This is a genomic window from Cellulomonas wangsupingiae, from assembly GCF_024508275.1.
In the GTDB taxonomy this organism is placed as follows: domain Bacteria; phylum Actinomycetota; class Actinomycetes; order Actinomycetales; family Cellulomonadaceae; genus Cellulomonas; species Cellulomonas wangsupingiae.
In genome coordinates, this window is sequence record NZ_CP101989.1 from 3850405 (window position 1) to 3875851 (window position 25447).

General features: G+C 74.6%; 21 protein-coding genes. 3 read left to right on the plus strand and 18 right to left on the minus strand.

The genetic code is table 11. From position 1 onward, the window contains the following. Positions 1-54 precede the first annotated feature (54 nt). Together NP075_RS17695 and NP075_RS17700 are read right to left on the minus strand one after the other, a co-directional pair. Positions 55-993, minus strand: coding sequence for a carbohydrate ABC transporter permease (locus tag NP075_RS17695; protein ID WP_227563411.1), 939 nt, complete (start codon positions 991-993; stop codon positions 55-57). Between the two features lie 3 nt (positions 994-996). Next, positions 997-1923, minus strand: coding sequence for a carbohydrate ABC transporter permease (locus tag NP075_RS17700; RefSeq protein ID WP_227563412.1), 927 nt, complete (start codon positions 1921-1923; stop codon positions 997-999). Positions 1924-2110: 187 nt separating this feature from the next. Here NP075_RS17700 and NP075_RS17705 point away from each other — a divergent pair, with 187 nt between their 5' ends. Continuing rightward, positions 2111-3130 carry a LacI family DNA-binding transcriptional regulator gene (locus tag NP075_RS17705; RefSeq protein ID WP_227563413.1) on the plus strand — a complete coding sequence of 340 codons (1020 nt, stop codon included), beginning with the start codon at positions 2111-2113 and terminating at the stop codon, positions 3128-3130. Positions 3131-3136: 6 nt separating this feature from the next. On the opposite strand, the gene NP075_RS17710 is transcribed toward NP075_RS17705, so the two are convergent. From NP075_RS17710 to NP075_RS17735, 6 genes are all read right to left on the minus strand, one after another. Then, a complete protein-coding gene (locus tag NP075_RS17710; RefSeq protein WP_227563414.1) occupies positions 3137-3745 on the minus strand; it encodes a polysaccharide deacetylase family protein in 609 nt (202 codons plus the stop codon). Positions 3746-3764: 19 nt separating this feature from the next. After that, entirely contained in the window at positions 3765-5243 is a 1479-nt protein-coding gene (gene gtfA / locus NP075_RS17715) for a sucrose phosphorylase (protein ID WP_227563415.1), read from the minus strand. Positions 5244-5373: 130 nt separating this feature from the next. Next, on the minus strand, positions 5374-6342 hold the full coding sequence (locus NP075_RS17720) for an alpha/beta hydrolase (protein WP_227563416.1): 969 nt from the start codon (positions 6340-6342) through the stop codon (positions 5374-5376). Continuing rightward, on the minus strand, positions 6339-7163 hold the full coding sequence (locus NP075_RS17725; protein WP_227563417.1) for a carbohydrate ABC transporter permease: 825 nt from the start codon (positions 7161-7163) through the stop codon (positions 6339-6341). The genes NP075_RS17720 and NP075_RS17725 overlap by 4 nt, the downstream gene beginning before the upstream one ends. Further along, positions 7163-8128 (minus strand): carbohydrate ABC transporter permease, encoded by a 966-nt coding sequence (locus NP075_RS17730; protein WP_227563418.1) that lies wholly within the window; start codon positions 8126-8128, stop codon positions 7163-7165. Before NP075_RS17730 ends, NP075_RS17725 begins: the two co-directional genes overlap by 1 nt. After that, on the minus strand, positions 8128-9501 hold the full coding sequence (locus NP075_RS17735) for an ABC transporter substrate-binding protein (protein ID WP_227563419.1): 1374 nt from the start codon (positions 9499-9501) through the stop codon (positions 8128-8130). Before NP075_RS17735 ends, NP075_RS17730 begins: the two co-directional genes overlap by 1 nt. A gap of 243 nt (positions 9502-9744) precedes the next feature. Between NP075_RS17735 and NP075_RS17740 the strand changes: the two genes are divergently transcribed. Continuing rightward, positions 9745-10803: a LacI family DNA-binding transcriptional regulator gene (locus tag NP075_RS17740; protein WP_227563420.1), complete on the plus strand. Its 1059-nt coding sequence runs from the start codon at positions 9745-9747 to the stop codon at positions 10801-10803. A 113-nt stretch (positions 10804-10916) separates the two neighbouring features. Here NP075_RS17740 and NP075_RS17745 read toward each other — a convergent pair whose 3' ends face one another. Continuing rightward, positions 10917-11651 (minus strand): hypothetical protein, encoded by a 735-nt coding sequence (locus NP075_RS17745; protein WP_256791873.1) that lies wholly within the window; start codon positions 11649-11651, stop codon positions 10917-10919. 284 nt (positions 11652-11935) lie between these two features. Here NP075_RS17745 and NP075_RS17750 point away from each other — a divergent pair, with 284 nt between their 5' ends. Beyond that, entirely contained in the window at positions 11936-12412 is a 477-nt protein-coding gene (locus NP075_RS17750) for a hypothetical protein (protein WP_227563423.1), read from the plus strand. Positions 12413-12783: 371 nt separating this feature from the next. On the opposite strand, the gene NP075_RS17755 is transcribed toward NP075_RS17750, so the two are convergent. The 9 genes from NP075_RS17755 to NP075_RS17795 form a co-directional block, all read right to left on the minus strand. Then, the gene (locus NP075_RS17755; protein ID WP_227563424.1) at positions 12784-14874 is read right to left on the minus strand and encodes a UvrD-helicase domain-containing protein; all 2091 of its coding nucleotides are present in this window, start codon (positions 14872-14874) and stop codon (positions 12784-12786) included. A gap of 138 nt (positions 14875-15012) precedes the next feature. After that, positions 15013-16233: an MFS transporter gene (locus NP075_RS17760; protein ID WP_227563425.1), complete on the minus strand. Its 1221-nt coding sequence runs from the start codon at positions 16231-16233 to the stop codon at positions 15013-15015. 101 nt (positions 16234-16334) lie between these two features. Beyond that, on the minus strand, positions 16335-17834 hold the full coding sequence (locus NP075_RS17765; protein WP_227563426.1) for an MATE family efflux transporter: 1500 nt from the start codon (positions 17832-17834) through the stop codon (positions 16335-16337). A gap of 290 nt (positions 17835-18124) precedes the next feature. Continuing rightward, positions 18125-18406 (minus strand): isoamylase early set domain-containing protein, encoded by a 282-nt coding sequence (locus NP075_RS17770; RefSeq protein ID WP_227563427.1) that lies wholly within the window; start codon positions 18404-18406, stop codon positions 18125-18127. Positions 18407-18567: 161 nt separating this feature from the next. Continuing rightward, positions 18568-19965 (minus strand): hypothetical protein, encoded by a 1398-nt coding sequence (locus tag NP075_RS17775; RefSeq protein ID WP_227563428.1) that lies wholly within the window; start codon positions 19963-19965, stop codon positions 18568-18570. 171 nt (positions 19966-20136) lie between these two features. Continuing rightward, positions 20137-22170 carry a bifunctional copper resistance protein CopD/cytochrome c oxidase assembly protein gene (locus NP075_RS17780; RefSeq protein ID WP_227563429.1) on the minus strand — a complete coding sequence of 678 codons (2034 nt, stop codon included), beginning with the start codon at positions 22168-22170 and terminating at the stop codon, positions 20137-20139. Between the two features lie 71 nt (positions 22171-22241). Beyond that, entirely contained in the window at positions 22242-22940 is a 699-nt protein-coding gene (locus tag NP075_RS17785; RefSeq protein WP_227563430.1) for a copper resistance CopC family protein, read from the minus strand. Positions 22941-23017: 77 nt separating this feature from the next. Beyond that, entirely contained in the window at positions 23018-23812 is a 795-nt protein-coding gene (locus NP075_RS17790) for a hypothetical protein (protein WP_227563431.1), read from the minus strand. A gap of 117 nt (positions 23813-23929) precedes the next feature. Next, positions 23930-25435, minus strand: coding sequence for a dihydrolipoamide acetyltransferase family protein (locus NP075_RS17795; RefSeq protein ID WP_227563432.1), 1506 nt, complete (start codon positions 25433-25435; stop codon positions 23930-23932). Positions 25436-25447 lie beyond the last annotated feature (12 nt).

The window sequence follows — 25447 nt, forward strand, 5'->3', positions numbered from 1 at the left end:
TGTCCTCTCACGTCGTCGTGCTGGGAACGCCGGGTGGGCGCGGGGGGTGGTGCGTCACTCCTTGACGGAACCGGCGGCCAGGCCGGACTGCCAGTAGCGCTGCAGGAAGAGGAAGGCGACGACCAGCGGGACGATCGTCAGGACGGACCCGGTGATGACGAGGTGGAAGATCGCCTCGCCGCCCGCGGTGGCGGCCTGCGCGTTCCACGCGTTGAGGCCGAGCGTCAGCGGGTACCAGTCGGGGTCCTTGAGCATGATCAGCGGCAGGAAGTAGTTGTTCCACGTCGCGACCATCGTGAAGAGCAGGACCGTGACGATGCCGGGCGCGAGCAGCGGCAGGCTGACCTGCGCGAACGTCCGCGCCTCGGTGGCGCCGTCGATGCGCGCGGCCTCCAGCAGCTCGGTGGGGACCGCCTCGGCGGCGAACGTCCACATCAGGTAGAGGCCGAACGGCGAGATCAGCGACGGGATGATGACGGACCACGGCGTGTTGGTCAGGCCCAGCTGGCTGAACATGAGGAACGTCGGCACGGCCAGTGCGGTCCCGGGCACGGCGACGGCGCCGATGACGACGGCGAACACGCCGCGCTTGCCGGGGAAGGTGAACTTCGCCAGCCCGTACCCGCCGATCACGGCGAGCGCCGTCGCACCACCTGCCCCCAGCGCGACGTACAGCACAGTGTTGAGGAACCAGCGGACGAAGATGGCGTCGTCGTAGGTGAGCGTCTGGCCGATGTTCGTCAGCAGCGCGAACGAGTCGCCGAACCACAGGCCGAACGACGAGAACAGGTCGCCCTGCGTCTTGGTGGCGTTGATGACGAGCCACGCCAGCGGCACCAGGGAGTAGAGCAGGACGATCCCCGTGAGGACCGTCAGGAGGACGGACCGGCGCGGCCGGTCGACGCTGCGCCCGCGGCCGCGCGTGCTGCGCAGGCGCGGGGCGGGCGCGCGACGGGGCGTCGCGGCGGCCGGCGACGGGGTGGCGGTGGTCATCGCTCACGCCTCCTTGCGCATGCCGCGCAGCTGGACGACGTAGGCGATCACCATGGTCAGGACGCCCATGATGATGGCGACCGTGGCCGAGTAGTTGTACTGCTGCCCGGAGAACGACAGCGAGAACGCGTACAGGTTGGGCGTGAAGTACGTGGTGATGGCGTTGGGCGCCAGGTTCTGCAGGATGCTCGGCTCGTTGAACAGCTGGAAGCTGCCGATGATCGAGAAGATGCCGGCCACGACGAGGGCGCCGCGGATCGCGGGCAGCTTGATCGCCGTGATGACGCGCCACTGCCCGGCGCCGTCGATCTGCGCCGCCTCGTACAGCGACGTCGGCACGGTCCGCAGCGCGGAGTAGAAGATCAGCATGTTGTAGCCGACGAACTCCCAGGTCACGATGTTGCCGATGGCCGCGAGCACGAGGTCGGGCGACAGCGGGTTGGGCACGCTGATCCCGAACGCCTCGTTGATGTTGCCGACCAGGCCGAAGCGCGTGCCGTACATGAAGCCCCACATGAGGGTCGCGACGACCGCCGGGACGGCGTACGGCAGGAAGATCGAGATGCGGAAGAAGTCCCGCCCGTAGAGGCGGCCGCTGTCCAGCGCGAGCGCGACGAGCAGCGCGATGCCGAGCATCACGGGGACCTGCACCACGAGGAAGACGCTGACGCGGCTGAGGGCCGACCAGAACTGCGGGTCCTGCAGGGCCCGGGAGTAGTTCTCGAGGCCGACGAACGCCGTGCCGCCGACGAGCTGGGTGCGGAACAGGCTGATCCAGAGCGAGTACGCGATGGGCGCGAGGAACACGAGCGTGAAGACGGCCATGAACGGGCCGACGAACCCCCAGCCGGCCCACGACGGACGTGAGCGCCGCCGGGGCAGCGCCTCACCGGCGGGCGGCGCCGCGATCGGCACGGCGGTCTGGGTCACGGGACACTCCTTCGTGTGCCGGATGTTGACGTCATCATCGGCGACAGAGGCACGTTGTCACCGGATGTCCGATCCTGTCAAGAAGTTGCAGCATCTCTGCAGGTCACAAGATGGTGACGTCACCATCTTGTGCCGGTGCGACGCATCAGACCCCGGATGGCGACGTCGCCACTGCTACGCTCCCGCCATGTCGCAGGCGACCCGCACCGGCCCCTCCATCGCCGACGTCGCGCGGCTCGCGGGCGTCTCGCAGCAGACCGTCTCGCGCGTCTCGACCGGCGCCACCAACGTCCGCCCGCAGACGCGCGACCGGGTGCTGGCCGCCATGGACCAGCTGGGCTACAGCCCCAACCACGCCGCGCGGGCCCTGCGCTCGGGCGCCTTCCACGCGATCGGGCTCATCGCCCACCGCCTGACGCGCACCGGCGAGTCCCGCACCCTCGAGGGCGTGGTCGAGGCCGCCCGCCAGCACGGGTACACCGTCAGCCTCGTCGACGTGCGCACGCCGTCGTCGTCCGACGTCTCCGACGCCGTGCGCCGCCTCGACCACCAGGCCATCGACGGGCTCATCGTCATCCGCGCCGAGGACGCCACCCCCGCCACCCTGGCCCTGCCGCCGCGCCTGCCCGTCGTCGTGTCCGACTCCCGGTTCGTCGGCCACCACCCGGCGGTCGGCACCGACCAGGCGGAGGGCGCGACCCTCGCCGTCCAGCACCTGCTCGACCTCGGCCACCCGACCGTGCACCACGTGGCCGGCCCCCCGGACTCCACCCCGGCGCGCGTGCGGGCCGACGCCTGGCGCACCCGGCTGCGCGCCGCGGGCAGGCCCGTCCCCGACGAGTGGCACGGCGACTGGTCCGCCGCCTCCGGCTACCGCATCGGCGCGTCCGTCGCCGCGGACCCCGAGGTGACGGCGGTGTTCTGTGCCAACGACGAGATGGCCGCGGGCGTCGTGCGGGCGCTGCACGAGGCCGGGCGCCGCGTCCCGCAGGACGTCTCCGTCGTCGGCTTCGACGACATCCCGCTGGCCGAGTACCTGTGGCCCCCGCTGACCACCGTGCGGCAGGACTTCAGCGCGATCGGCGCCGAGCTGGTCGAGCTGCTCGTGCGGCAGATCCGCGACCACGCCCGCCTGCCGGGCCACCACGTCGTGGTGCCGACGAGGCTCGTCGTGCGCGGCAGCACGGCACCGCCGCGGCCGCGCTGACGGGTGCTACCGCGGGACGGTGAACGCCCACCCCTCCCCCCGCAGCCGGGGGATCAGACGCGCCACCGCCGCGACCGTCTGGCTGCGGTCGCCGCCGCCGTCGTGCAGCAGGACCACGCCGCCGGGCTCGACGCCGCCCAGACGCCGGACCAGCTCGTCGACCCCCGGCGGCACCCAGTCCTCGACGGCGAGCTGCCAGTCGAGCGTGCGCATGCCGAGCTCGGCGGCGACGACGATCGCGTGCCCGTAGTGCCCGAACGGCGCACGGAAGAACGGGACGGGAGCGTCGGGGACGACCGCGTGGATCGCGTCGAGCGTGCGCGTCAGGTCCGCGCGGACGGCGTCGGGCGTGAGCTGGGAGAGGTTGTCGTGCCGGAACGAGTGGTTGGCGAGCACGTGCCCGTCGGCGACGATCCGCCGCACGACGTCCGGGTGCGCCTCGACCTGCTGCCCGACCAGGCAGAACACCGCCGTCACCTGCTCGCGTGCCAGCAGGTCGAGCAGCGTGACGGTGTCCGGCGGGTTGGGGCCGTCGTCGAACGTCAGGACGGCGGTGGGTGCGGCGGGGTCCGGATCGACGTAGCGGATGACGTCGGCGAGGCCGGGAGTGTCCATCCCCGCATCCTGCCGCAGCTCAGGCGGTGAGGTCCGCATCCGTCAGCACGACGCGCTCGCCGTCGTCCCCGGTCGCGCGCACCTCGAACGAGCCGTCGGCGACGTCGAACGTCAGCGTCGCGCGGGCGGCGCCGGAGGTCCGCACGAAGGTGCCGCGCGTGCCGTCCAGGTCCCACGTGAAGTCGCCGTCGAACGCGGGGTGCGTCGACCGCAGCCGCAGGCCGGCGAGCTGGCCGCGGACGGCCGGGGCGGTCAGCGCCGCCTCGACCTCCGCCGCCGTGTAGTGGTGCCGGTTGACGTCACGGCCGACGCCCGTGCGCGCCAGGAGGTCCATGTCGTTGGACCCGGCAAGCAGCCCCACGTAGTAGACCTGCGGGATCCCGGGGACGAACAGCTGCAGCAGCCGCGCGAGCACGAGGCGACGGTCGTCGCGGGCCAGCGCGTCGTAGAACGTGCAGTTGACCTGGTAGAGGTCGAGGTTCGACGCCGCGGCGCCCGTGGCCTGCCGGGACGTCCCCCCGGAGTTCTCGTGGATCCGCTCGACGAGCGCGTCGATCCGCTCCGGGGCCAGCAGGCCCGGCTCGCCGGGGCGCAGGTCGGAGGGGCCCACGTCGACGATCCCGATGCCGTCGTGCGTGTCCAGCACGGTCACCGCGTTCGCGGGTCGGATCCGCAGCCAGCCCGCCAGCGGCTCGAGGTCGCCCGCGGTCAGCGCGTGCAGCACCAGCGGCGGCAGCGCGAAGTCGTAGACCAGGTCGACCTTGCGGGCGATCTCGATCTGCTGCGTGTGGTGCCCGTGCACCTCGACCAGCACCTGCGCCCCACGGGCCCGCGCCTGCTCGACGATCCGCTCGGTGTACGCGTCGGTCGCCGGCGTCATGAAGCAGTCGGTGCCCGCCTCCTTGCCCGTGTACCCGACGGCGTCCAGCCGCAGCATCGTCACGCCGCCGGACGTCAGCGCGTCGACCACCGACGTCAGGTACTCCCACGCCTGCGGCGTCCGCAGGTCGATGTCCACCTGGTCGGGTGTGAACGTCGTCCACACCAGCCGCCGCCGGCCACCCAGCGTCATCACCGTGAACGGCAGGCCCGGGCGCGGGCGGTAGATGCGCGCGAGGTCGTCCTCGGTGGCGCCGTCGGGGAAGACCGCGCCGAGCGTGAGGAACATCGGGGCGTGCGGGGAGGCGTCACCGTGCTCGCGGACGTCCCGGAACCGGGCCGAGTCCGCCGACACGTGGTTGACGATGACGTCGGCCATGACGTCGCGGCCCTGCGCGAGCGCCCGCACGTCGTCCCACGTGCCCAGGCGCGGGTCGACCTGCGTGTGGTCGCGCGGGTCGAAGCCGGCGTCGACGCCGTCGAACGGCGTGTAGAAGGGCAGGACGTGCACCCCGTCGAACGCGCCGGCGAGCGCCCCGTCGAGCAGCGCCCGCAGTCCGGGCAGGTCGCCCGCGAGGCGGTCGGCGTAGGTGATGAGCTGGGGGCCGTGGTGGGTCACGCGTCGGGCTCCGTCGTCGTCCGGCGACCATCGTCGCCTGGGTGGGCAGCGGCCCGCACGTGCGGGACCGGCGTTCGGGGAGGGGGACCCGTCGGTGCCCGCCTCGGGGGAAGGCGGGCACCGACGGGCGTCAGGGGGTCACGCCACGCCGGCGGACGCGCGCGAGCCAGCGCGCCCGGGCGACGCGGGCGTCACGCGAGACGGGTGCGTCGGGCACCAGCCCGTCGAAGCCGTGGCACCCGCCGGGCCACACGTGCAGCTCCGCGTCGCCGCCGTCGGCCCAGATCCGCGCCGCGTACTGCACGCACTCGTCCCGGAAGGTCTCGGCGGAGCCGACGTCGACGTAGGTGCGCGGCAGACCGCCGAGGCGGGCCGCGCGCGCGGCCGACGCGTACGGCGGGGTGTCCGGACCGCCGGCGGACTCGCCGAGGTACGCCGCCCACGCGGTCGCGTTCGCCGTCCGGTCCCAGGACCCGACGCCGGCCATCTGGTGACCGGACGCGCTGTCGTTGCGGTCGTCGAGCATCGGGCACACCAGCAGCTGCCCGGCGATCGCCGGACCCCCGCGGTCCCGCGCCAGCAGCGCCAGCGCGGCGGCCAGGCCGGCACCGGCGCTGACGCCCGTGACGACCACGCGGGTCGCGTCGAGCCCGAGCGCGGCCGCCTGTCCGACCAGCCACACGAGTGCGGCGTACGCGTCCTCGACCGCGGCGGGGTACCGGTGCTCGGGTGCGAGCCGGTAGTCCACGGACGCGACCGCCCAGCCGGGCCCGGTGGCGGCGGACGCGGCCACGTCGTCCGACACCGTGCCGACGACGAGTCCGCCGCCGTGCAGGTGCAGCAGGACGGGCACGGGCCCGTCGCCCGCGGGCCGCAGCAGCGCGACGCGCACGTCCCCGGCGGGCCCGGGCGCGGCGTGCCACGTGAGGGTGCGGCGCGACGCCGTCGCGACCTCGTCGAGGTCCGGCGGCTCGGCACGCGAGCGCAGCGCGTCGATCTCGTCCGGCGCGAGCCTCGTGACCACGTGCTCGGGCCGGTCCGTCAGGGCGGCGGCGATCGCGGGGTCGAACGGCGGGCGCGCCGTCACCGCGGTGGTCATCCCTTCAGCGCCCCCTGCATGAGCGCCGACACGAACTGCCGCTGGAAGGCCAGGAACACCAGCAGCGTCGGGGTGAGGATGAGCAGCGAGCCCGCGCACAGCAGCGGGATGTCCGTGCCCCACTGCCCCTGGAAGGCGCCGAGCGCACCGGCCATCGTGCGGTTCTTCGGGTCGTCCACCAGCACCACGGCCAGGAGGAACTGGTTCCACGTCCACAGGAACATGAGGATGCCGAGCGACGACAGCGCGGGTCGCGACAGCGGGACGTGCACGCGGGTGAACAGCTTCCACGTGTTGGCGCCGTCGATGCGGGCGGCCTCGGACAGGTCCGGGGGCATCGTCACGAAGTGCGCGCGCATCCACATGACGGCGAACGGCATGTACAGGCCGAGCAGCGGCAGGATGATCGCCCACCGGGTGTTCAGCAGCTGCATGTCCCGCATCTGGTAGTACAGCGGGACGATGATCGCCTGGAACGGCAGCGTCAGGCCGAGGACGAACGCCAGGAAGATCCACCGGTGGCCCGGCGGGCGCAGGTGGCCAAGCGAGAACCCGGCGAGCGTCGCGATGAGCAGCGCCGCGGGCACCACGCCGAGCTCGATGAGGAAGCTCGACCACAGCAGCGCCCACATGTCGGCCGCCTGGAAGGCGTCGACGAAGTTCGACCAGTACGGCGTCTCGGGCCACGCCAGGCCCGACGGGTACGTGCCGGGCTTGTGCAGCGCGGTGACGAACAGGCTGATGAACGGGACGACCGTCACGGCCATCAGCAGGACCAGCAGCGCGCGGCCGAGCCACGCCTCACGGCGGGAGACGATCATCAGTCCTCCTCCTTCGTCAGGCGCTGGATCGGCAGGACCACGGCGAGCACGAGCGCCATGAAGACGACGGCGAGCGCGGAGGCCTGGCCCACCTCGCGGGAGAAGAAGCCGAGGTAGTAGATCTCCAGGCCGGGGACGAGCGTCGAGTTGGCGGGCCCGCCCTGCGTGGAGATGTAGACGATGTCGAACGCGGCGAGCGCGGCGATGACCGTCACGGTGACGCACACGCCGATCTCCTGGCGCACGCTCGGCAGGGTGATCGCGAAGAACTCGCGGACCGCGCCGGCGCCGTCGATGCGCGCGGCCTCGAACAGGGCCGGGTCGATCTTCGTCATGCCGGACAGCAGCAGCAGGAGGCACAGGCCGAGGGCGACCCACGCGCCGATGACGCCGACGGCGCCGAGCGCGGTGCTCGTGTCACCCAGCCAGGCACGCGTGACCGAGCCCAGGCCGACGGCGCGCATGAGCTCGTTGACGACGCCGTCCGTGGCGAGCATCCACGTCCACATGATGCCCGCCGCGACGAGCGGGATGACCTGCGGGAGGAACAGCACGGTGCGCGAGAGGAGCGCGAGGCGGCTCGCCGCGAACTTGCGGATCGTGGCCGCGGTGAGCAGGCCGAGGATCACGGGGACGAAGCTGAAGTAGATGATCAGCTCGAGCGCGTTGACGATCGAGCCGAGCAGCTCCGGCTTCTCGACCAGGCGGGTGTAGTTCTCCGCGCCGACGAACGTCGAGGCGCCGACACCGTTCCAGTCGTAGAACGAGTACTGCACCGTCAGCACCAGCGGGCGCAGCACGAACAGCACGTAGAAGAAGGCAGCCGGGACCACGAGGCCGAGAGCGGCCCAGCCCCGGCGCAGGCGCCGCGCCTTGAGAGCGCGGCGCCTGGCCTCGAGGCTGGTCGACGCCTGGGCGGCGACCTCGCGGCGACCGGGTGCACCGGTCGTCCGCATCTGGGTCATCAGCCGTCGATCTCGCTCTCGTAGTCGGCCTGGACGGCCTGCAGCAGGCCCTCCGCCGTCTGGTCACCCGCGACGAGCTTCTGCAGGTTCGGGGTCCAGCTCTTGGCGTAGATGGCACCGGTCGCGTTGGCGATGAACTCCATCGCGCCGTTGTCCTCGGCGATCGTCGCGCCGGCCGACAGGGTCTGGCCGGTCACGGACTCGGGGTCGACCTCCGGCATGAAGGCGTCGGCCGGGCCCATGGGGTGCGAGCCGCCGACCTCGACGGCGAGCGCACGGGCGTCGTCGTTCGTGGCGATCCAGTCGAAGAAGAACGCCGCGCACTGCGGGTTCGCCGCCTTGGACGAGATGCCGAACGTCAGCGGGGCCGACATGGCGCCGACCTTGCCGCCCTCCTCGAGCGGGGGCATGAGGAAGAAGCCGGCCTTGCCCGCCATCTGGGTGTCGAGGTTGCCCGACTCCCAGTCGCCGTTGAAGATGAACAGGCTCTTGCCGTCGATGAACTGGCCCATCATCTGCGAGTAGTCGAGCGAGTTGATGTCGTCGGCGAAGTAGCCGGCGTCGATCCACTTCTTGAGGTGCTCGGCCGCCTTGATGTTGTCCTCGGTGTCGATGCGCGAGCCCGGCTTCTGGAAGGTCCAGTCGTTGATCGGGTCGACCGAGCCGTAGGACGCCATGAGGAGCTGCAGCGGGAACGCCAGGCCACCGGTGGCGCCGCCGTTGAACTGGTTGGACGGGGTGATGCCGGCGTCCTTGGCCTTCTGCATCCACTCGTCGAGCTCGGCGAGCGTCTTGGGCGCCTCGGTCATGCCGATCCGGGCGGCGAGCTCGGTGTTGTAGAAGACACCGGTCATCGAGTAGTTCTTGCCCATGGCGTACAGGGGGCCGTTGCCACGGCGGCCGTCCTCGTCGACCCGCATCTGCGCGAGCTGCGAGGCGGGCCACTCGGTCCAGCCGAAGTGCTCGGCGGCCTCGTCGAGGTTGTAGAGCAGGCCGTCGCCGACGAGGTCGGACATCTGCGGCAGACGCATGAGGTCCGGCGGGTTGTCGGCCAGGACGCGGGGCGCGTTCTGGGTGATGACGGCGAACTGGTCCTCGCGGACGTCGAACGTGACGTTGGGGTGCTGCTTCTCGAACTCCTCGAAGAGCGCGGTCGAGAGCGGGAAGCCGGTCTCGAGGTACGCCTCGAGCGTCACGTCGTCCGTGCCGCAGGTCCAGTCGCCCTCGGCGGTGGCGGCTCCGTCGCCGTCGGCCGTGGGCTCGTCGGTGGTGCTCGCGCCGGGGGCGCTGCACGCGGTCAGTGCGAGGATGCCGGCCACGAACAGCGACGTGGCAGCAGCCGCCTTCCGGGACCTTCCTGTCGTACGAGACACCGGTGTCTCCTTCTCCGTCGGGCGGGGCCCGGAGGGCGCGGACCCTTGCTAAATCGTCTTAGCACGGTCATGCTCGCCACTGCGCAACGGCCGTGTCAAGCCAGGTCAGGTCACGGATCGGTGACGGAGCGACCGTGTTTCCGGAGCACTCGGACAATGGCCCGGATGGGAGCGTCACCACCGCTCCGGCGCCCCGACAGGCAGCCGGCGACCCGTAGGATCGCCGCGACGGAAGGATCGACGTTGACCCGACGTGTGACGCTCGCCGACGTCGCACGCGCCGCCGGGGTGTCGTCGACGACGGCCTCTCTGGTGCTCTCCGGACGCGGTCCGGAGCTGCGCATCTCGCAGACCGTGCAGGAGCGCGTCCGCGACGCGTCGTCCGAGCTGGGCTACCGCCCCAACATCCTGTCCGTGGGCCTGCGCAAGGGCACGACGCGCACGCTCGGGCTCGTCTCCGACACCGTCGCCACGGGCCAGATGGCCGGCGACATGATCAAGGGCGCGATCGAGGCCGCACGGGACCACGGGTACATGCTCTTCATCGGCGAGACCGAGGGCGACCCCGCCATCGAGCGCGCGCTCATCGACGCCATGCTCGACCGCCGGGTCGACGGCATCATGCTGACCTCCATGTTCACGCGCACGCGTGCCGTGCCGGCCGAGCTCGAGCGGCTGCCCACGGTGCTGCTCAACACCCTGCCCTCCGGCACCACCCGGGCACCGGCCGTCGTCCCGGACGAGGTCGAGGCGGGCCGTGCCGCCGCCCGCGTGCTGCTGGACGCCGGGCACCGCGAGATCCACCTGGTCGGCGCCGGGCCCGGTCTGGGCGACGTGCCCCCCGACACCGTCGCGGGCGTCGAGCGGCTCACCGGCATCCACGAGGTGCTCGCGGCCGCGGGCCTGGCACCCGCCTCCGGCCACCTGTGCGACGACTGGGTGCCGCCGCAGGGCTGGGCCGCGACCCACCAGCTCCTCGCGCAGCACCCGCGCCCGCGGGCCGTCATCTGCTTCAACGACCGCCTCGCGTTCGGCACCTACCAGGCGCTGCAGGAAGCGGGCCTGCGCATCCCGGACGACGTGTCCGTGGTGTCCTTCGACAACTACCCGATGGCCGACTGGCTGCGGCCGGGGGTCTCGTCGTTCGCCATCCCCCACGAGCAGCTCGGGCGACGCGCGGTCGAGCTGCTGATCGCCGAGGTCTCCGGGGACCCGTCACCGGAGCGCGTGCACCGCCTCCCCGTGCCCCTGCGGGCGCGCGGGTCCGTCGCGACCCTGCGCGAGGGCACTCCGCCGGCCTGACGCCCGCACGACGCCGTGGCCCCGGCCCCCACGGTGCGCGCAACCTCGGCCTGCCGGTGCGCTCGGCGCGCCCGTGCGTCTCGACCGGCCGGCGGTCGGAGGGTCCCGTCATCTCAGCGCGGCGCGTCGACGGCCCGGCGGGCCCGCGCCCGCAGCACCCACCACACGATCCCGCCGATGAGCGCGGCCATCCCCGCCGCACCCAGGCCGATGACGAGGAACACCCCCAGCACCGTCCCCCAGATCGAGGCGAAGAACGGCGCGAACGCGGTGTCGGGCGTCACCGCGACCCACGCGTCCTGCACGGCTGCCGGGGGCGCCGTGACCTCGTACGTCCCGGACTCGGGGGCCGTGAACGCCCCGACGCTCGCCGCGGTCCACCCGCCCGCACGGGAGGTCGACGTCACCCCCGGGGACCCGTCCGCCGCCACGACCTCGCCCGAGGGCGCCAGCAGCAGTACGGCCTGGTCGAGTGTGGGTCGCTCGTCGCGTCCGAGGGCGCCGGCCGGGACGACCAGGTGCACGGCGTAGCGCTCCCCCGCCGTCAGCTCGACGCTCGTCGTGCCCGGGGCCGGGGCTGCCGCCAGGACCTCGGGTCCCGGGCTGCCGTCGGACGCCAGGACGCCGGTGGCCACCGCGCCCATGAAGGTCACCGCCGTCGCGGTCGCGGCGACCACCGTGCCGAGCAGCAGCACGACGCCGAGCACGGTGACGAGCACCGGCCCGGTCAGCGACGTGGTCCGCGGCCGTCGCAGGCCCGGGAGAGGCGCCGCGGCCGGGCCGGGCGCACCCTCCGGCCGGCCGGGGACGGGAGGGCCGGCGGGCGTCACGCCGTGCGGGGAGCTCACGGACGGGAACCTACCGCCCCGACGCGCGGTGGACCGGGCGTCCGCCGGCACCCGCGGTGCGTCGGACGGCCTCCCCTGCACGCCGCTGCGGGTACGCGTCATCGCGACGTCCCAGCTCACGCAGCCGGTGGTCGCGCTCGCCGCCTGACGTGCGCGGGCACATCCTCCTGTCGCGATCCTCGCGCACTGCGCTGCTCGGGTGGTTCGCCATGAAGCGCCTGACCCGTGCTCACGCGCCGGTCTACCGTCCAGCCGACAGCGCAGCAGCGGAGCAAGGGGGCAGCGTGCGGGCAGCAGTCAGCACCGCGCTCGCGGTGCTCGTCGTCCTCACCATGGCTGCCTGCGGGCCAGCCAACACCGCGGACACCCCGGACACGCGCACACCTGTCGCCGCCCCGAGCGATGACGAAGAGGCGACGTTCGAGGACTACTGCGCCACCGTCCACCAGGTCAACTGGGTCCAGGCCGAGCAGACCCCCGACGGGGTGCTCGTCACCTGGGACTCCTCACAGACGATCGGCGTACCGGAGCCGTTCGTGGTCTACCGCCGTCCCGCCGGCACCACCGCGTGGCAGCGCGTCGAGCAGGTCGAGCGCCTCGACGACAACTTCACCTACGTCGACACCCAGCCGGCCGAGCAGCCCGGGGTCGCCTACGAGTACTGGGTGACGTTCGTCGTGCCCGAGTGCGGCGGCGAGAGCGAGCTGTGCCCCACGTTCGTGTGCGACCCGCCACCCGCGGCCACACCCCGCCAGAACTGACGCCGCCGCCCACCGGCCGCCACCTGCCACCCGCACCGACCCGACCCGGCACCCGCCCGGTGGCGGTGGACGCCCGGATCCTGCCCGGGCACAGCCGTCCGCTCGGTGCCTCCTTGGTCCGCGCGTCCGACGCGAGGCTCACCGTGATCGGCGAGCGCGTCGAGCGGCTCGAGGTCACGGGGGCGACGGCGGTCGTCGAGTCCCGTGTCCTCGTCAACGGCCGGCCGGGCTACCGGCAGCGCGTCACGCTGGTCGACGGGTTCCCCGCCCGCACCCGGATCCAGGTCTGGGACCCGGTGCGCGGTGGACCGGACGTCACGGCGGCGGTGCTGCTGGACACGACGGGTGGAGACGCACGCGCCCGCGGTGCGTCAGATCGCGGCGACCCACAGCCCGTCACGCGCACGCGTCATCGCGACGTACAGCTCGCGCAGCCGGTAGTCGCGCCGCTCACGCTCGACGTCGTCGAGCCGGTCGGCCTTCTCGCTGAGCCACGACGCGTACGGGTCGACGACGAGCACCTGCTTGAACTCCAGGCCCTTGGCGCGCTTCACGGTGCCGACCTTGACGCGGTTGTTCGGCACGCCGTCGTACTTCTCGAGGTTGACGACGGGCACGCCGGCCTTCGTCAGGGAGTCGATGGCCGCCTCGACGCCGCGCCGCGACAGCGAGAGCACGCCCACGTCGCCGAAGTTGGTGCCGACCTCCGCGACGACCTCGTGCACGCGCAGCACCAGGCGACGCTGCCGGTCCGCCTCGGTCGCGCAGCGCACGTACACGGGCTTCGCCCCGGTGCGCGCGACCTCGGTGGGGCGGTCCCCCCGCGCGGTCGCGCCCTCGATGTCGGCGAACTCGTCGTCGCGCACCAGCACCGACGCGAACTGCAGGATCTCGCGGGTGTTGCGGTAGTTGACGTCCAGGACCACGCCGCGGCCCGCCACGGACACCCCGGCCTCCGCGAGCGTGAACCCGCCCGGGTAGATGGTCTGCTGGCCGTCGCCGACGAGGGTCAGCCCGTCGGGCCCGTCACCGACCAGCGCGTGCAGCATGCGGATCATCACGCACGTCAGGTCCTGCGCCTCGTCGACGACGACCGCGGTGTACCGCTCGGCGGGCGGCTCGCGCCGCAGCTCGGCCTCCGCCAGGGAGATCTGGTCGGCGAAGTCGTGCACGCCGCGGGCGCGCAGCTCCTGCTGGTACGCCTCGTACAGGTCCCACACGACGCGGCGCTGCTGCGGGCCCAGGCGGTGACGCCGCCCCAGGCGCGGCAGGTCGGCGTACTGCTCCCAGCGGGTCAGCCCGCGGCCCTTGATGACGCAGCTGACCTCGTCGTGCCAGTAGTCCTGCTCGTGGCGGTCGGTGTCGATGATGCTGCCGCCGGCGACCTTGCCCCATGCGGCCGTCCACGCCGCGGCGATCTGCCGGCCGTCGATGCGGTGCGTGACACCCCGCTCGTCGAGGATCCGCTTGGCGGTCTCGTGCACGCCGGCGAACTCGACGCGGTCGACCACGTCGGGCGCGAGCCGGGTGAGCTGCTGGCGCAGCACGTCGGGCAGCGTGCGGATGTACGTCGTGACCAGGACCTTGCCCTGGCGGGTGCGCGCCAGGTACGCGGCGCGGTGCAGGCCGACGACCGTCTTGCCGGTGCCCGCGGCCCCCCGGATCCGTGCCGGGCCGTTGTACGAGCGGCGCACGACACGCGCCTGCGCGGGGTGCAGGAACGCCATCCACTCCTCGACGGGCGCGGCCATGAGGCCCTCGAGCATGACCTGCTGCACCTCGTCCTCGGTGAGCAGGGCCTCCGGCTCGTCGACGGGGACGGGGCCGCGCGGTGCGGGCAGCACCGGCTCGGGCAGCGTCGTGCTCACCGGGGCCGGGTCGCCCACCTGCCGGAACCACTCGAGGCACCGCGCGAGGACGGCGTCGACCTGCCGGGGACCCAGCCGCGACCCGCGGCGCGCGATGTGCCGCAGCACGTCGCGCTCGCCCAGGACGCGGACCGGCCCGACCCGCTCGTCGACGCCCGACCGCCCTGCGAGGACCGCCACGGCGTGCACCTCGCCCGGCGCGAGCCCGACCTCGGCCAGCTCCCCCTCCGTGCGGTACGCCAGGTCCGCGAGCGCCATGAGGTCGTCGGTGACGTCCTCCTGGCCGCGGTGGATGCGGTCCTCGGTGATGGACACGTCGGCCCACGCCTTGGTGTCGACGACGAAGACGCCGCCCGGGCCGACGACGACCAGGTCGACCTGCGCGCGCCTGCTGCCGGGCCACTGCCGGTCGGCGAGGAGGTGGTAGCCCGCGGCGGCGAGCGGCGCGAGGGCACGGGCCGTGCGCTGCTCGGTCGCGGACGCGACGCCGTACCGCGACGCCGTCGCGCGTGCGTCGGCCGCGGCCTTGTCGTGCGCGGCGGCGAGCGCGAGCTGGCGGCTCGCCTCGTGCGCCGCGGAGTCGCCTGCAGGCATGCTCGGTCCTCCTCCCCGTCGTCGAGCCTTCATCGGCCGGGGCGGCGCCCGTCATGAGAGCGCGACCGTCTCACCACCCCGTTGCCGGAGCGGGTACCACGCACGGGTCACGCGGGGGTGATGCCGGCAGGGCGCTCCTCAGACCCGGCTGCGGTCGGCGCCGCGGACCGCCAGCGTCGCAGGGCGGTCGAACCGCGGGACGACCAGCAGCGCGGGGATCAGCAGGACCGCGGGCACGACGAAGGCCGGCCCCAGGCCCGTGACCTCGGACAACAGGCCCAGCGCCACGGCGCCGACGAGCGCACCGGCGTAGTTGAACAGGTTGATGCGCGCGACCACGTCGTCGCGGCGCTCGGGCGCGAGCTCGGCCGCCGCGGAGAACGCGAGCGGCAGGAGCGTCCCGGCGCCCACGCCCGCGAGCGCGAACCCGACGATCGCGGCCGCCGGGCTGGGGACGAGCACGACGACGAACAGGCCGACCGCCGCCACGACGACCGTGGGTCCCGCGACGCGCGCGCGGCCGAACCGGCGCACGAGGGGGTCACCCGCGAGCCGGGCGACGAGCACGGCGCCCTGGTAGGCCGCGTAGCCGAGCGGTGCGACGGCCCCCGTCGCCCCGAGCCCGTCGTGCAGGTACACCGTGCTCCAGCTGCTGACGGCCGAGTCGACGACGAACGCGACCGCGACCATCGCACCGAACAGCCAGATGCCGGCGCGCGGCAGGGGTGTGCGCTTGACCGGGGCCGCGTCGGGCGGCGTGACGGCCACGTGCGCCGTCGGCGCGGGGGCGTCGGCGCCGCGCACCAGCCCCGGCCGTACCGCGAGCGCGACGGCAGCGGCCACGCCGGCCGCGACCAGCAGCGCCGCGACGGCCCCGGTCGTGGCGCCCAGCCGGGCGAGGCCGGACTGCACCAGGGCGGCGGCGACGGCCGCACCCGTGAGGCACGCGAAGAGCGTGGACATCAGGGGCCGGCCGACGCGCTGCTCCAGCGCGACGCCCTGCATGCCGGCGGACGCGTCGACCATGCCGAGGCCGAGCGCGAAGACGACGAACGCACCGAACAGCGGGGGCACCGAGGTGACGGTCGTGACGAGGACCAGGCCGGCCGCCTGGGCGAGCAGGCCCACGACCACGGGCGTGCGGCTGCCCGACCGCCGCGCGAACCGCTCGGCGAGCATCGAGCCGACGGCGGCGAGCACGGCCCCGAGCAGCAGGACGATCGAGATGGTGCCGTCGTCGATGCCCGTGCGTGACTTGAGCCCCGGCATCGCGGTGACGACCGTCGCGTACCCGAACCCCTGCGCCGCGTACGCGGCTCCGACGGACACCCGGGTCCGTCGCGCGACAGCCTGCTGCATCAGTCCCCCTTCAGCGGGTGCCCCGCGGCACCGAGGAGACCCTACGGCGTGCGGCCCGCCGCCGGGAGTCCCGGCGTGGGCGCACGTCGCGGGGTCGGGCCTCAGCTGCTGACGCGCTCGCGCAGCTCGCCCGCGTCGTCGGGGCACGCTGTGTGCTCCTGCCCGGGTCGGGGCTGCGGGACGACGGCGTCGACGACCTGCGACCCGTCCGACGGGCCCTCGAGCGAGACGGGCACGGGCGTGGCCTCGACCTGCGCCATGGGGGCGATCGGGTCCTGCGCGAGACGCCGGTGCGCCCGCAGGTACGCCGGGATCAGCAGCGCGACGGCGCCGAGCCAGGCGAGCGGGTTGCCCCACACGACACCGCCGAAGCCGTACGCGGCGCCCAGGACGATCGCCGCGCCGACGCGGCCGACGAGCTCGACGAGGCCGGTGGCCGTCGGCACGAGCGTGTAGGCCAGGCCCTGCAGCGCGCCGCGCAGGACGAACAGCACGCCGAGCACGGCGTACAGGGCGCCGTTGACGAGCAGCAGGTACGCGGCCATCGCGACGACGTCCTCGGCCCCGTCACCGACGAACAACCGGACGATCGCGGCGCCGGAGGTCACCAGGACCGCCCCGATGACGACCGACCCGGCGATGGACATCCACACCGCCTGGATCACGCCGGCACGGATGCGGTCGGGACGGCCGCCGCCCTTGTTCTGGGCGACGAACGTCGACACGGCGAGACCGAGCGAGGCGAGCAGCGCCACCGCGAGGCCGTCGACGCGGGTGGCCGTCGTGTAGGCGGCGACGGCGTCGGAGCCGAGCTCGTTGAGCCGCACCTGCACCGCGAGCGTGCCGATGGCGATGATCGAGGCCTGGAAGCCCATCGGCAGGCCGAGGTGCAGGTGGTGCGCGAGGTCGGCCCGCGTCACCTGCCAGTCCGCGCGGCGCACGTGCAGCACGGGCACGCGGCGCCGCACGTACGCGAGGCACAGGACGACCGAGACGCCCTGCGCGACGACGGTGGCCAGGGCCGCACCGCCGACGCCGGTGCCGAGGCCTCCGACGAGGCCGACGACCAGCACGATGTTGAGCACGCAGCTCACGGTGAGGAAGATCAGCGGCGTGCGGGAGTCGCCGATGGCGCGCACGATCGCGGCGAGGAAGTTGAAGAACATCGTCGCCGCGGCGCCGAGGAAGCTGATGACGGCGAACGTCGTCGCCTCCGGCAGCAGCTCCTCCGGGGTGCGCAGCAGGCGCAGCGCCGGGCCGGCGAGCAGCGGGGCGCCGATGGTCAGCAGCAGCGTGACGGCGCCCGTCAGGATCGCGCCGGAGGTGACGGAGCGGCGGACCGCGGCCAGGTCCCCGGCGCCGAACGCCTGGGCCGTGGGGATCGCGAAGCCGGACGTCATGCCCCAGGCGAACCCGATGAGCAGGAACAGCAGACTGCCGGTCGCGCCGACCGCGGCCAGCGCGTCGACCCCGAGGGTGCGGCCGACGACGAGGGCGTCGGCGAAGTGGTAGAGCTGCTGGACGACGTTGCCGATGAGGAGCGGGACGGCGAACTTCGCGATGACGCGCCAAGGGCTGCCGACGGTGAGGGACGGGGACATGCAGGGGTACTCCGCGCTGGTGGTGTGGCTGGGGCAGTGCGCGGTGGTCGGTCGTGCCGGGTCGCGTCAGGGGAACATCGTATCGATACGATCGCGCCTGACCAGGGGAATTCACCCGCTCGGGGGCGCGCTCCGCAACTCGGTCCACGGCCAGGGAAAGCCCGCCCCACAGCTGTGCCAACGGCGCGCCGCACTCTGGTGGTCGCGCGTCCAAGTACGCGGGTGCAGCGCGCCGGGCACGGGTCGTGACCGCCCGGGACCCGGCACGCCCTTGACCGAGGTGATCTGCGTTACGCCCGCACGACCGAGCCCTCGGGCGTGATCTCGTCGGCGTCCGCCTCGTCGAACCACCGCCCGCTCGCGCCCAGGTACCGGAACCGGACCGTCGAGCCGGCCGGCACGACCACCGACGCGCTGGCCGTCCCGTTGCTGCGCCGCCGCAGGGGGTGCGCCCCCGGCGTCCAGTCGTTGAAGGTCCCGACGACGCTGACCGGACCGTCGAGGGCGGTGGTCGGCAGCGCGAACGTCAGGGTGCAGGTGGCGGACCTGGCGGAGGGTGACTTCTTGAGCACGGGCGGATCCACTTCCTCGCGGGCGACACGGACGGGTGAATCGTGGCGCCACGATGTTTCCTGCGGCGCCGCGACACGCGTGGGCGTGTGACGCGTCGGTGACGACCCGGCGTGTCGACCTGGGCGTGGCGGGCCGGCCTGCGGCCCGGCCCGCGCCCGGGTCAGGGCGACGCGTACGCCGTGTACTGCGTGTCCTCGGGCAGCACGACGAAGAAGTCCGCGTCGAACTGTGCCTCACCGCCCGCGCGCAGCTTGTCGACGTACCCGCGGGCACCGCCCAGGATCCGTCCGTCGGGGCTGCGGGCGACCACCACGACCCGCGCCATGTCCAGGTCGGTCGCGGACTCGCTGCGCACCACGCCCTCGACGTTCACGCCCCACGACGACGCCGTGGCCGTCAGGTCCCCGGTCGTCAGCGGCGCCCCGTCCGGGGCGTGCTCCACGTCCTGCAGGACCGGTACGCGGACCTCCACGTGCGCCGGCTCGAGGCCGGCCAGGTCGTGGAACGTGCCCGTGACCGCCACCGATCCCGGCGCCGCGTCGACGTACTCCCCGCGCGAGAGGAGCAGGGTGCCCTCGGCGTCGACGGCGTCGACGAAGACCTCCGCGAGCGGGAAGACGTGCTCCGGGTTCGGGTTGTCGATGACCACCACGTACCACCAGGCGTCCGGGAGCTCGGGGTGCGGGCCGTGCGCGACCTCGGCGACGACGAGCGGGCGCACGTCCGTCGGGGACACGAGGTCCGCGGCGCCGCCGTCCTCGCCCGTGAGGTCCTCCTGCACGACGCCGTCCTGCTCGGCGCCGTCCTGCGCGCCCGACGACTCGTCCCCGTCGACGCCCGCTGCGATCACCGTGCCGATCGCGACGACCACGGCGACCACCGCCACGAAGGCACCGACCGCTCCCGCCGCCGCACCGCGACCCGCGCCGTTGATCGCGCGCATCCCGGCGACCACGGCCAGGACGAAGGCGGCGGCCGCCAGCAGCACCGCCATGACGGTGCCCCCGCCGGCGGGCCCCAGGGCCACGACGAGAGCCGTGAGCCCCAGCATCACCGACGCCGGCGCCGCCGGGTTGCGACGGCGCCCCTCGGCCGGTGCGACACCGCCCGCGGACGGCGTGCCCCACGGCTGCGCACCGGTCGACCCCGCGCCGGCCGCCGGAGGCGTCGTCACCCCTGCCGCACCGCTCACCGCCGGCGTCGCGGCACCCGGGGGATCCGGCACCGGCGCTTCCGGCGCCGCGTCGTCCCCCGCCACCGCGTCGTCCCCCGCCACCGCGTCGCCCTCCGGCACCGCGTCGTCCTCGGGCTCCGCGTCGTACAACGACGGGCCGGCGGCCGCCGGGGACGGCGTGCCGTAGAGCGGAGCCGTGTACACGGACGGCGGCGGGGTGTACGCCGGCGGCGGGACGTACGCCGGCGGCGGTGTGTAGACGAGCGGCGCCGGGTACGGCGAGGTGAGCGACGGGGCGGGCGGCTCGTCGGCCGACGGGCCCGAGGGCGGCGGAGGGACGGGCCCCACCCCGTCCGGCGTCGTCGTCGGGTCCTCGGTGCTCACGCTTCTCCTCGGGTCGGGCGGGTCGCCTCACGCGTCGGTCGCCGGCCCGGCGCGGGCGCCCCGACGACGCCTGCATGGTGGCCGATCCCGACGGGTCCCGTCGCGCGATCACGCAGGATGCACACGCCGCACGCTGCCGACCCGGGGCGACGCCACCCGGTCGGCCCAGGGTCAGCGCGGCGCGTCGCGGTCCGCGAGGCGGCCCAGCATGGCGTTGTACTCGTCCATCTCGTCGTCCCCGTCGCGGTCGACGCGGCGGTCCCGACGGCGTGCGGTGCGCTCGTCGTCGCGGGTCCACTGCACGGCCACGACGACGGCGAGCGCGAGCGTGGGGATCTCCCCGATTCCCCAGGCGATGGACCCGCCGATCTGCTGGTCGCGGATCGCCGACGACCCCCAGTCACGGCCCGTGAGCCCGAACCAGTCGGCCACGAGCAGGCCCTCGCCGCCCACCAGCGCGACGCCGAAGAACGCGTGGAACGCCATGGTCGCGAACAGCAGCAGCAGCCGCATCGGGTACGGCGGGCGCGTCGGGCCGGGGTCGACGCCCGCGAGCGCGTTGGCGAACAGGTACCCCGCGAGCGTGAAGTGCACGACCATCGCCAGGTGCCCGACGCCGGTGCGCAGCGACCACTCGAACAGGCCGGAGTAGTAGAACAGCACCATCGACCCGGCGAAGTTCACCGCGGCCACCAGGGGGTGCGCGAAGAACCGCCCGACGTGGCTGTGCACGAGCGTGAGCACCCACTCGCGCGGGCCGCGCGACGCGTCGTCCCGCAGCGTCGCGGCGCGGGCCGGCACGGCGCGCAGCAGCAGCGTCACGGGCGCCGACAGCGCGACGAACAGCGGCACGACCATGACGAGCACCATGTGCTGGATCATGTGCGCGCTGAACAGCACGTGCCCGTAGACGGACGGCCCGCCGGACGTCGTCCACGCGAACAGCAGCATGCCCGCGACCCACGACGCGGTGCGCGCCCACGGCCACGCGTCCCCGCGGCGCCGCAGGCGGCGGACCCAGCGCAGGTACACGACGATGCCCGCGGCGGCCGCGCACGCCATGAGCACGTCCCAGCGCCACTCGGTGAGCCAGCGCAGCGCCGTGGGCTCGGGCGGCAGCGGGTGGCCGGTCAGCAGGTAGGCCGGCGACGTGTCCGTGGCGGGGGCGTCCGGCACGGGCGGCGGCGAGGAGCCCAGCGCGACGGCGACGCCGGAGACGGCCCCCATGACGGCGAGCTCGACGAGCACGATCCGCCAGAACAGCAGGGCCCCACCCTCGCCGGCGAGCCGCGGGATCGTCGCACGGCGGTGCGCGAGGCCCAGCAGCGCCAGGGCGCCGAACAGCAGGATCTTGACGATCAGCAGCACGCCGTAGCGGGTCTCGAGGCCGTCCCACCCGCCGAGGCGCACGACGCTGTTGACGGCACCCGAGACGGCGACGCCCGCGACGCACCACCCGGCGACCACCGAGTACCGCGCGACGGCCGGCACGACGTCGGCACCCAGCCTGCCCACCAGGATCGCGAGCGCCGTGAGCGCCCCGATCCACACGGCCGCGCTCACCAGGTGCAGCACCATCGCGGACGTCGCGAGGTCGTGGCCGGCGGCGCCCGCGGCGTGGCCGGTCTGCCCGAGCTGCCACAGCGCGACGAGCGAGAGCGCGGCGGTCCAGGCCGCACCCGTGGGCGTCGCGACGACGAGGGCCAGCGCCGTGACGACCGCGGCGACCGTCGTGACCGACAGCAGCGTCCGCCCCAGGTCGATCTGCGTGACGAACAGCACGAGCTCGTCACCGAACGACGGTGCCGTGGGAGGCACGCCGGCGACGGAGGCGTACGCGAGCACGAGGTGCACGACCGACAGGACGGTCCACGCGCCGGCCGCGACCCCCGCGAGCACCAGGCTGCGCGGGTAGGCGGACCCGTCGGCGGCGGGGCGGTCCGACGTCGGCGTCCGCGCGGGCGCCGACGTGCGGCGCGGCAGCACGCACACCGCCAGCACCAGCGCGCCGACGGTCAGCGACGCGGCGAGCTCGGTGAGGGTCTCGACGACGGGCAGGCCCCACCGCACCAGCGCACCGGGGTCCCCGAGCAGGACGGCCGCGCTGCTGCCGGTGAACGCCACCCCGGCGAGGACCGCCACGACACCCGTCGCGGCGAGCACGCCGAGGGCTCCCCGGCGCGCCAGGCTCACGGGTTGGTCCACCCGGACAGCCTAGGCGTCCCGCACGGGTCGTCCGGGCGGGCGGCGGCCCTGCGCCGGCCCCGTGGCGGGTCTCACTCCGCGGTCGTCGGCCCGGGCCCGGCGCCGTCCGCGGCCGGCGCGCCGTCGGCCCGCGCGCGGCGACGCGCGACGACCGCGGCGATGACCCCGCCGCCCAGCGCCGCCAGCGCCCCGAGCCCCACCGCGATCCAGACCCCGGCGGACGGCCCGTCCGCCGGCGGCGGCGCTGCGGGCGTGGGCACCGCCGTGACCGTGGACTCGACCGCCGCGTCCTCCGTGGGCTCGTCGGCCGGCACGTCCTCCGCCGAGGGCTCCGGCGTGGGCGCGGCGTCCGCCGTCGGCACCGCGCCGCCCACGGCGTCGGTGGCCGTGAACGTGAACGCGCCGGACAGCGGGTGCCCGTCGGCCGACGTCACCCGCCAGTCCACGGTGTACGTCCCCGCGGGCAGCTCCGCGACGAGCGGCTGGACGACCGACGCGTCGACGAGCTGCGCGGCGCCCGCGCTGAGCACCGCACCGTCCGGTCCCGTCACGACGACCTGGGTGCCCAGCTCCGTCGCCGGCTGGTCGAAGGTCAGCGTCACCTGCGCCGGTGCCGTCGCGACGGTGGACCCGTCCGCCGGGTCCGTGGACCGCAGGGTGTTGTGCGCGGCGGCGGGCGAGGCCCCCAGTGCCGTGAGCAGCAGCACGAGCGCGGCGAGCGCGGCGGTGCGCCGCGCGGCACGCGCGCGGGGGGACGGGACGGACGGCACGACGACCACCTTCCTGGAGGGACGACAGCGCCCCGATCCCATCACGCCCGCGCCGCGCGCGGCCAACCGCCGCCCGGTCACGCAGGCGCGGCTGCCCACGGCACGGCACGTCCCCGGCGGGCGGGCAGCCGCAGCGCGGTGTGCGCGAGCAGCGCCGTGGCCAGCACGGTCACCCCGAGCGCCGCCTGTCGTCGCGCGGCGGTGTCGGTCGTGGCGGGCGGCGCGTCGGCGGTGGTGGCGGCGGGCGGGTCGGCGGCCGGCGGCGGGTCCGCAGCCGCGGCCCGGTCGGCGGCCGCGACCAGCGCCGCCACGGTGTGCGGCGCGTGGGGGTCGGTCGGGTCGAGTCCCGCGGCCTCGAGGGTCGCGGCGTCGAGCCCGGCCGCGACGAGCGCGTCGAGGTCGGTCCCGGCCGCGCGCACGGCGTCGAGGTCGAAGCCCGCATCGCGCAGGGCGGCGAGGTCGATCGGCGTGGCGGCGTCGTCGGTGGAGAGGGCCTCGTCCGCCGTCCCGAGATCGTCGCCGGCCCCTCCCGCCGGGGTGGCGCCGTGCTCCGCGTGGCCACCGGCCACCGTCACGCTGCCGGCGGCCGGGGCCGCCAGCATCGCGAGCAGCGGCTGCAGCGCGACGGCCAGCGCGGCCGCACCGAGCACGGCGGCCAGCCGCGTGCTGCGCCCTGCGGCCGTGCGGGCGCCGAGCACTCCCGCCACCAGGACGAGCGCGGCGACGGCACCCAGCAGGGCGGGCCCGGGCACGTGACCTCCGGCCAGGCAGTGGCCGCCGACCGCGCCGGCGAGCACGGCAGCGGTCAGGCCGACCCCACGGGCGAGCACGAGCGGGCTCCGGCCCGGTACGCGGTACTCGTCGGCGGGCACCGGCCGAACATCGCTCCCGGAGCGCCCGCGGTCCATCCACGGAATCGTTTCAGCACTCCGCCGGGGCGGCAGCGCCGCATCGAGGTCCCGCGTCCCACCCCCCGGGACGCGACCCGGTCAGCCCCAGACCAGCGCCTGCGCCGGGTCCGCCAGGACCGCCGCGACGTCGGCCAGCACGCGGCTGCCGAGCTCGCCGTCGACCAGCCGGTGGTCGAAGCTGAGCGCGAGCTGCGTGACGTCGCGGACCTTGATCTTGCCCTTGTGCACCCAGGGCTGGCGACGGATCGCCCCGAACGCCAGGATCGCCGCCTCGCCCGGGTTGAGTATCGGCGTGCCGGTGTCGATGCCGAACACCCCGACGTTGGTCAGCGTGATCGTGCCGTCGGACATCGCGGCCGGCGACGTGCGGCCCGCGCGCGCCGTGGACGTCAGCTCGCCCAGCGCTCGCGCCAGGCTCAGCAGGTCCAGGCGGTGCGCGTCCTTGACGTTCGGCACCACCAGGCCCCGCGGCGTCGCGGCCGCGATCCCCAGGTTCACGTAGTGCTTGTAGACGATCTCCTGCGACGCCTCGTCCCAGGACGCGTTGATCTCGGGGTGCCGGTCGACGGCCAGCAGCAGCGCCTTGGCAGCGATGAGCAGCGGCGTGACCCGCACGTCGGCGAACTCGCGGTCCGCGCGCAGCCGCTCGACGAGCTTCATGGTGCGGGTGACGTCGACCGTGTGGAACACCGTGACGTGCGGCGCGCTGAACGCGCTCGACACCATCGCCTCGGCGGTCCGCTTGCGGACCGACTTCACCGGCACGCGCGTCTGGCGGCCGTCGGGGCTGACGGTGCCGCCCGCGGCCCACGGGCGGTCGTCGCCCGGGTACGTCGCGAGCGCGCGGCCCTCGGCGCGCACCGAGTGGGCGAGCACGTCCTCGCGCGTGACGATCCCTCCCGGGCCGGTCGGCGTGATCGCGTCGAGGTCGAGCCCGAGGTCCCGCGCGAGCTTGCGCACGGGCGGCTTGGCGAGCGCGTGGCCCGTCCGGCCGTCCGGTCGGGGCGCTGCGTCGCCGCCGGTGCGCGGGGCCGTCGCGGGCGCGGGGGCTACGGCCGTGGCGGTACCACCCGGCACCGCGCGGGCCCGGCGCGCCGTGCCGGCGTCCGCGACGCCGTAGCCGACGAGCACCGCACCGGAGCGGGCACCGTCGGCCGGGGCCAGGTCCTCGCGCGCGGCCTCGATCTCGTCCGCGCCGCCGGGCTCGGCCGACGACCTGGTGGGGTGGGGGTGGCGGGCCCGCACCCCGTCCGCCGGGTGGGCGACCGGCGCGGCCGCAGCGGCGTTGGCCGGCGCTGCGGCGCCCGGCGCTGCGTCCGCCGGTCCGGCCGCCCCGTCGGGGTCGGTGTCGACCTCGATGATCGGCGTGCCGACCTCGACGGTCGTGCCGACGTCGACGAGCAGCCGGGTCACGACGCCCGTCCACGGGCACGGCAGGTCGACGAGCGACTTGGCCGTCTCGATCTCGACGATCGTCTGGTTGACCTCGACGCGGTCGCCGACGGCGACGTGCCAGGTGACGATGTCGGCCTCGGTCAGGCCCTCACCGGCGTCGGGCAGGGGGAACTGCTGGTACGTGGGCACGCGGGGTCTCCG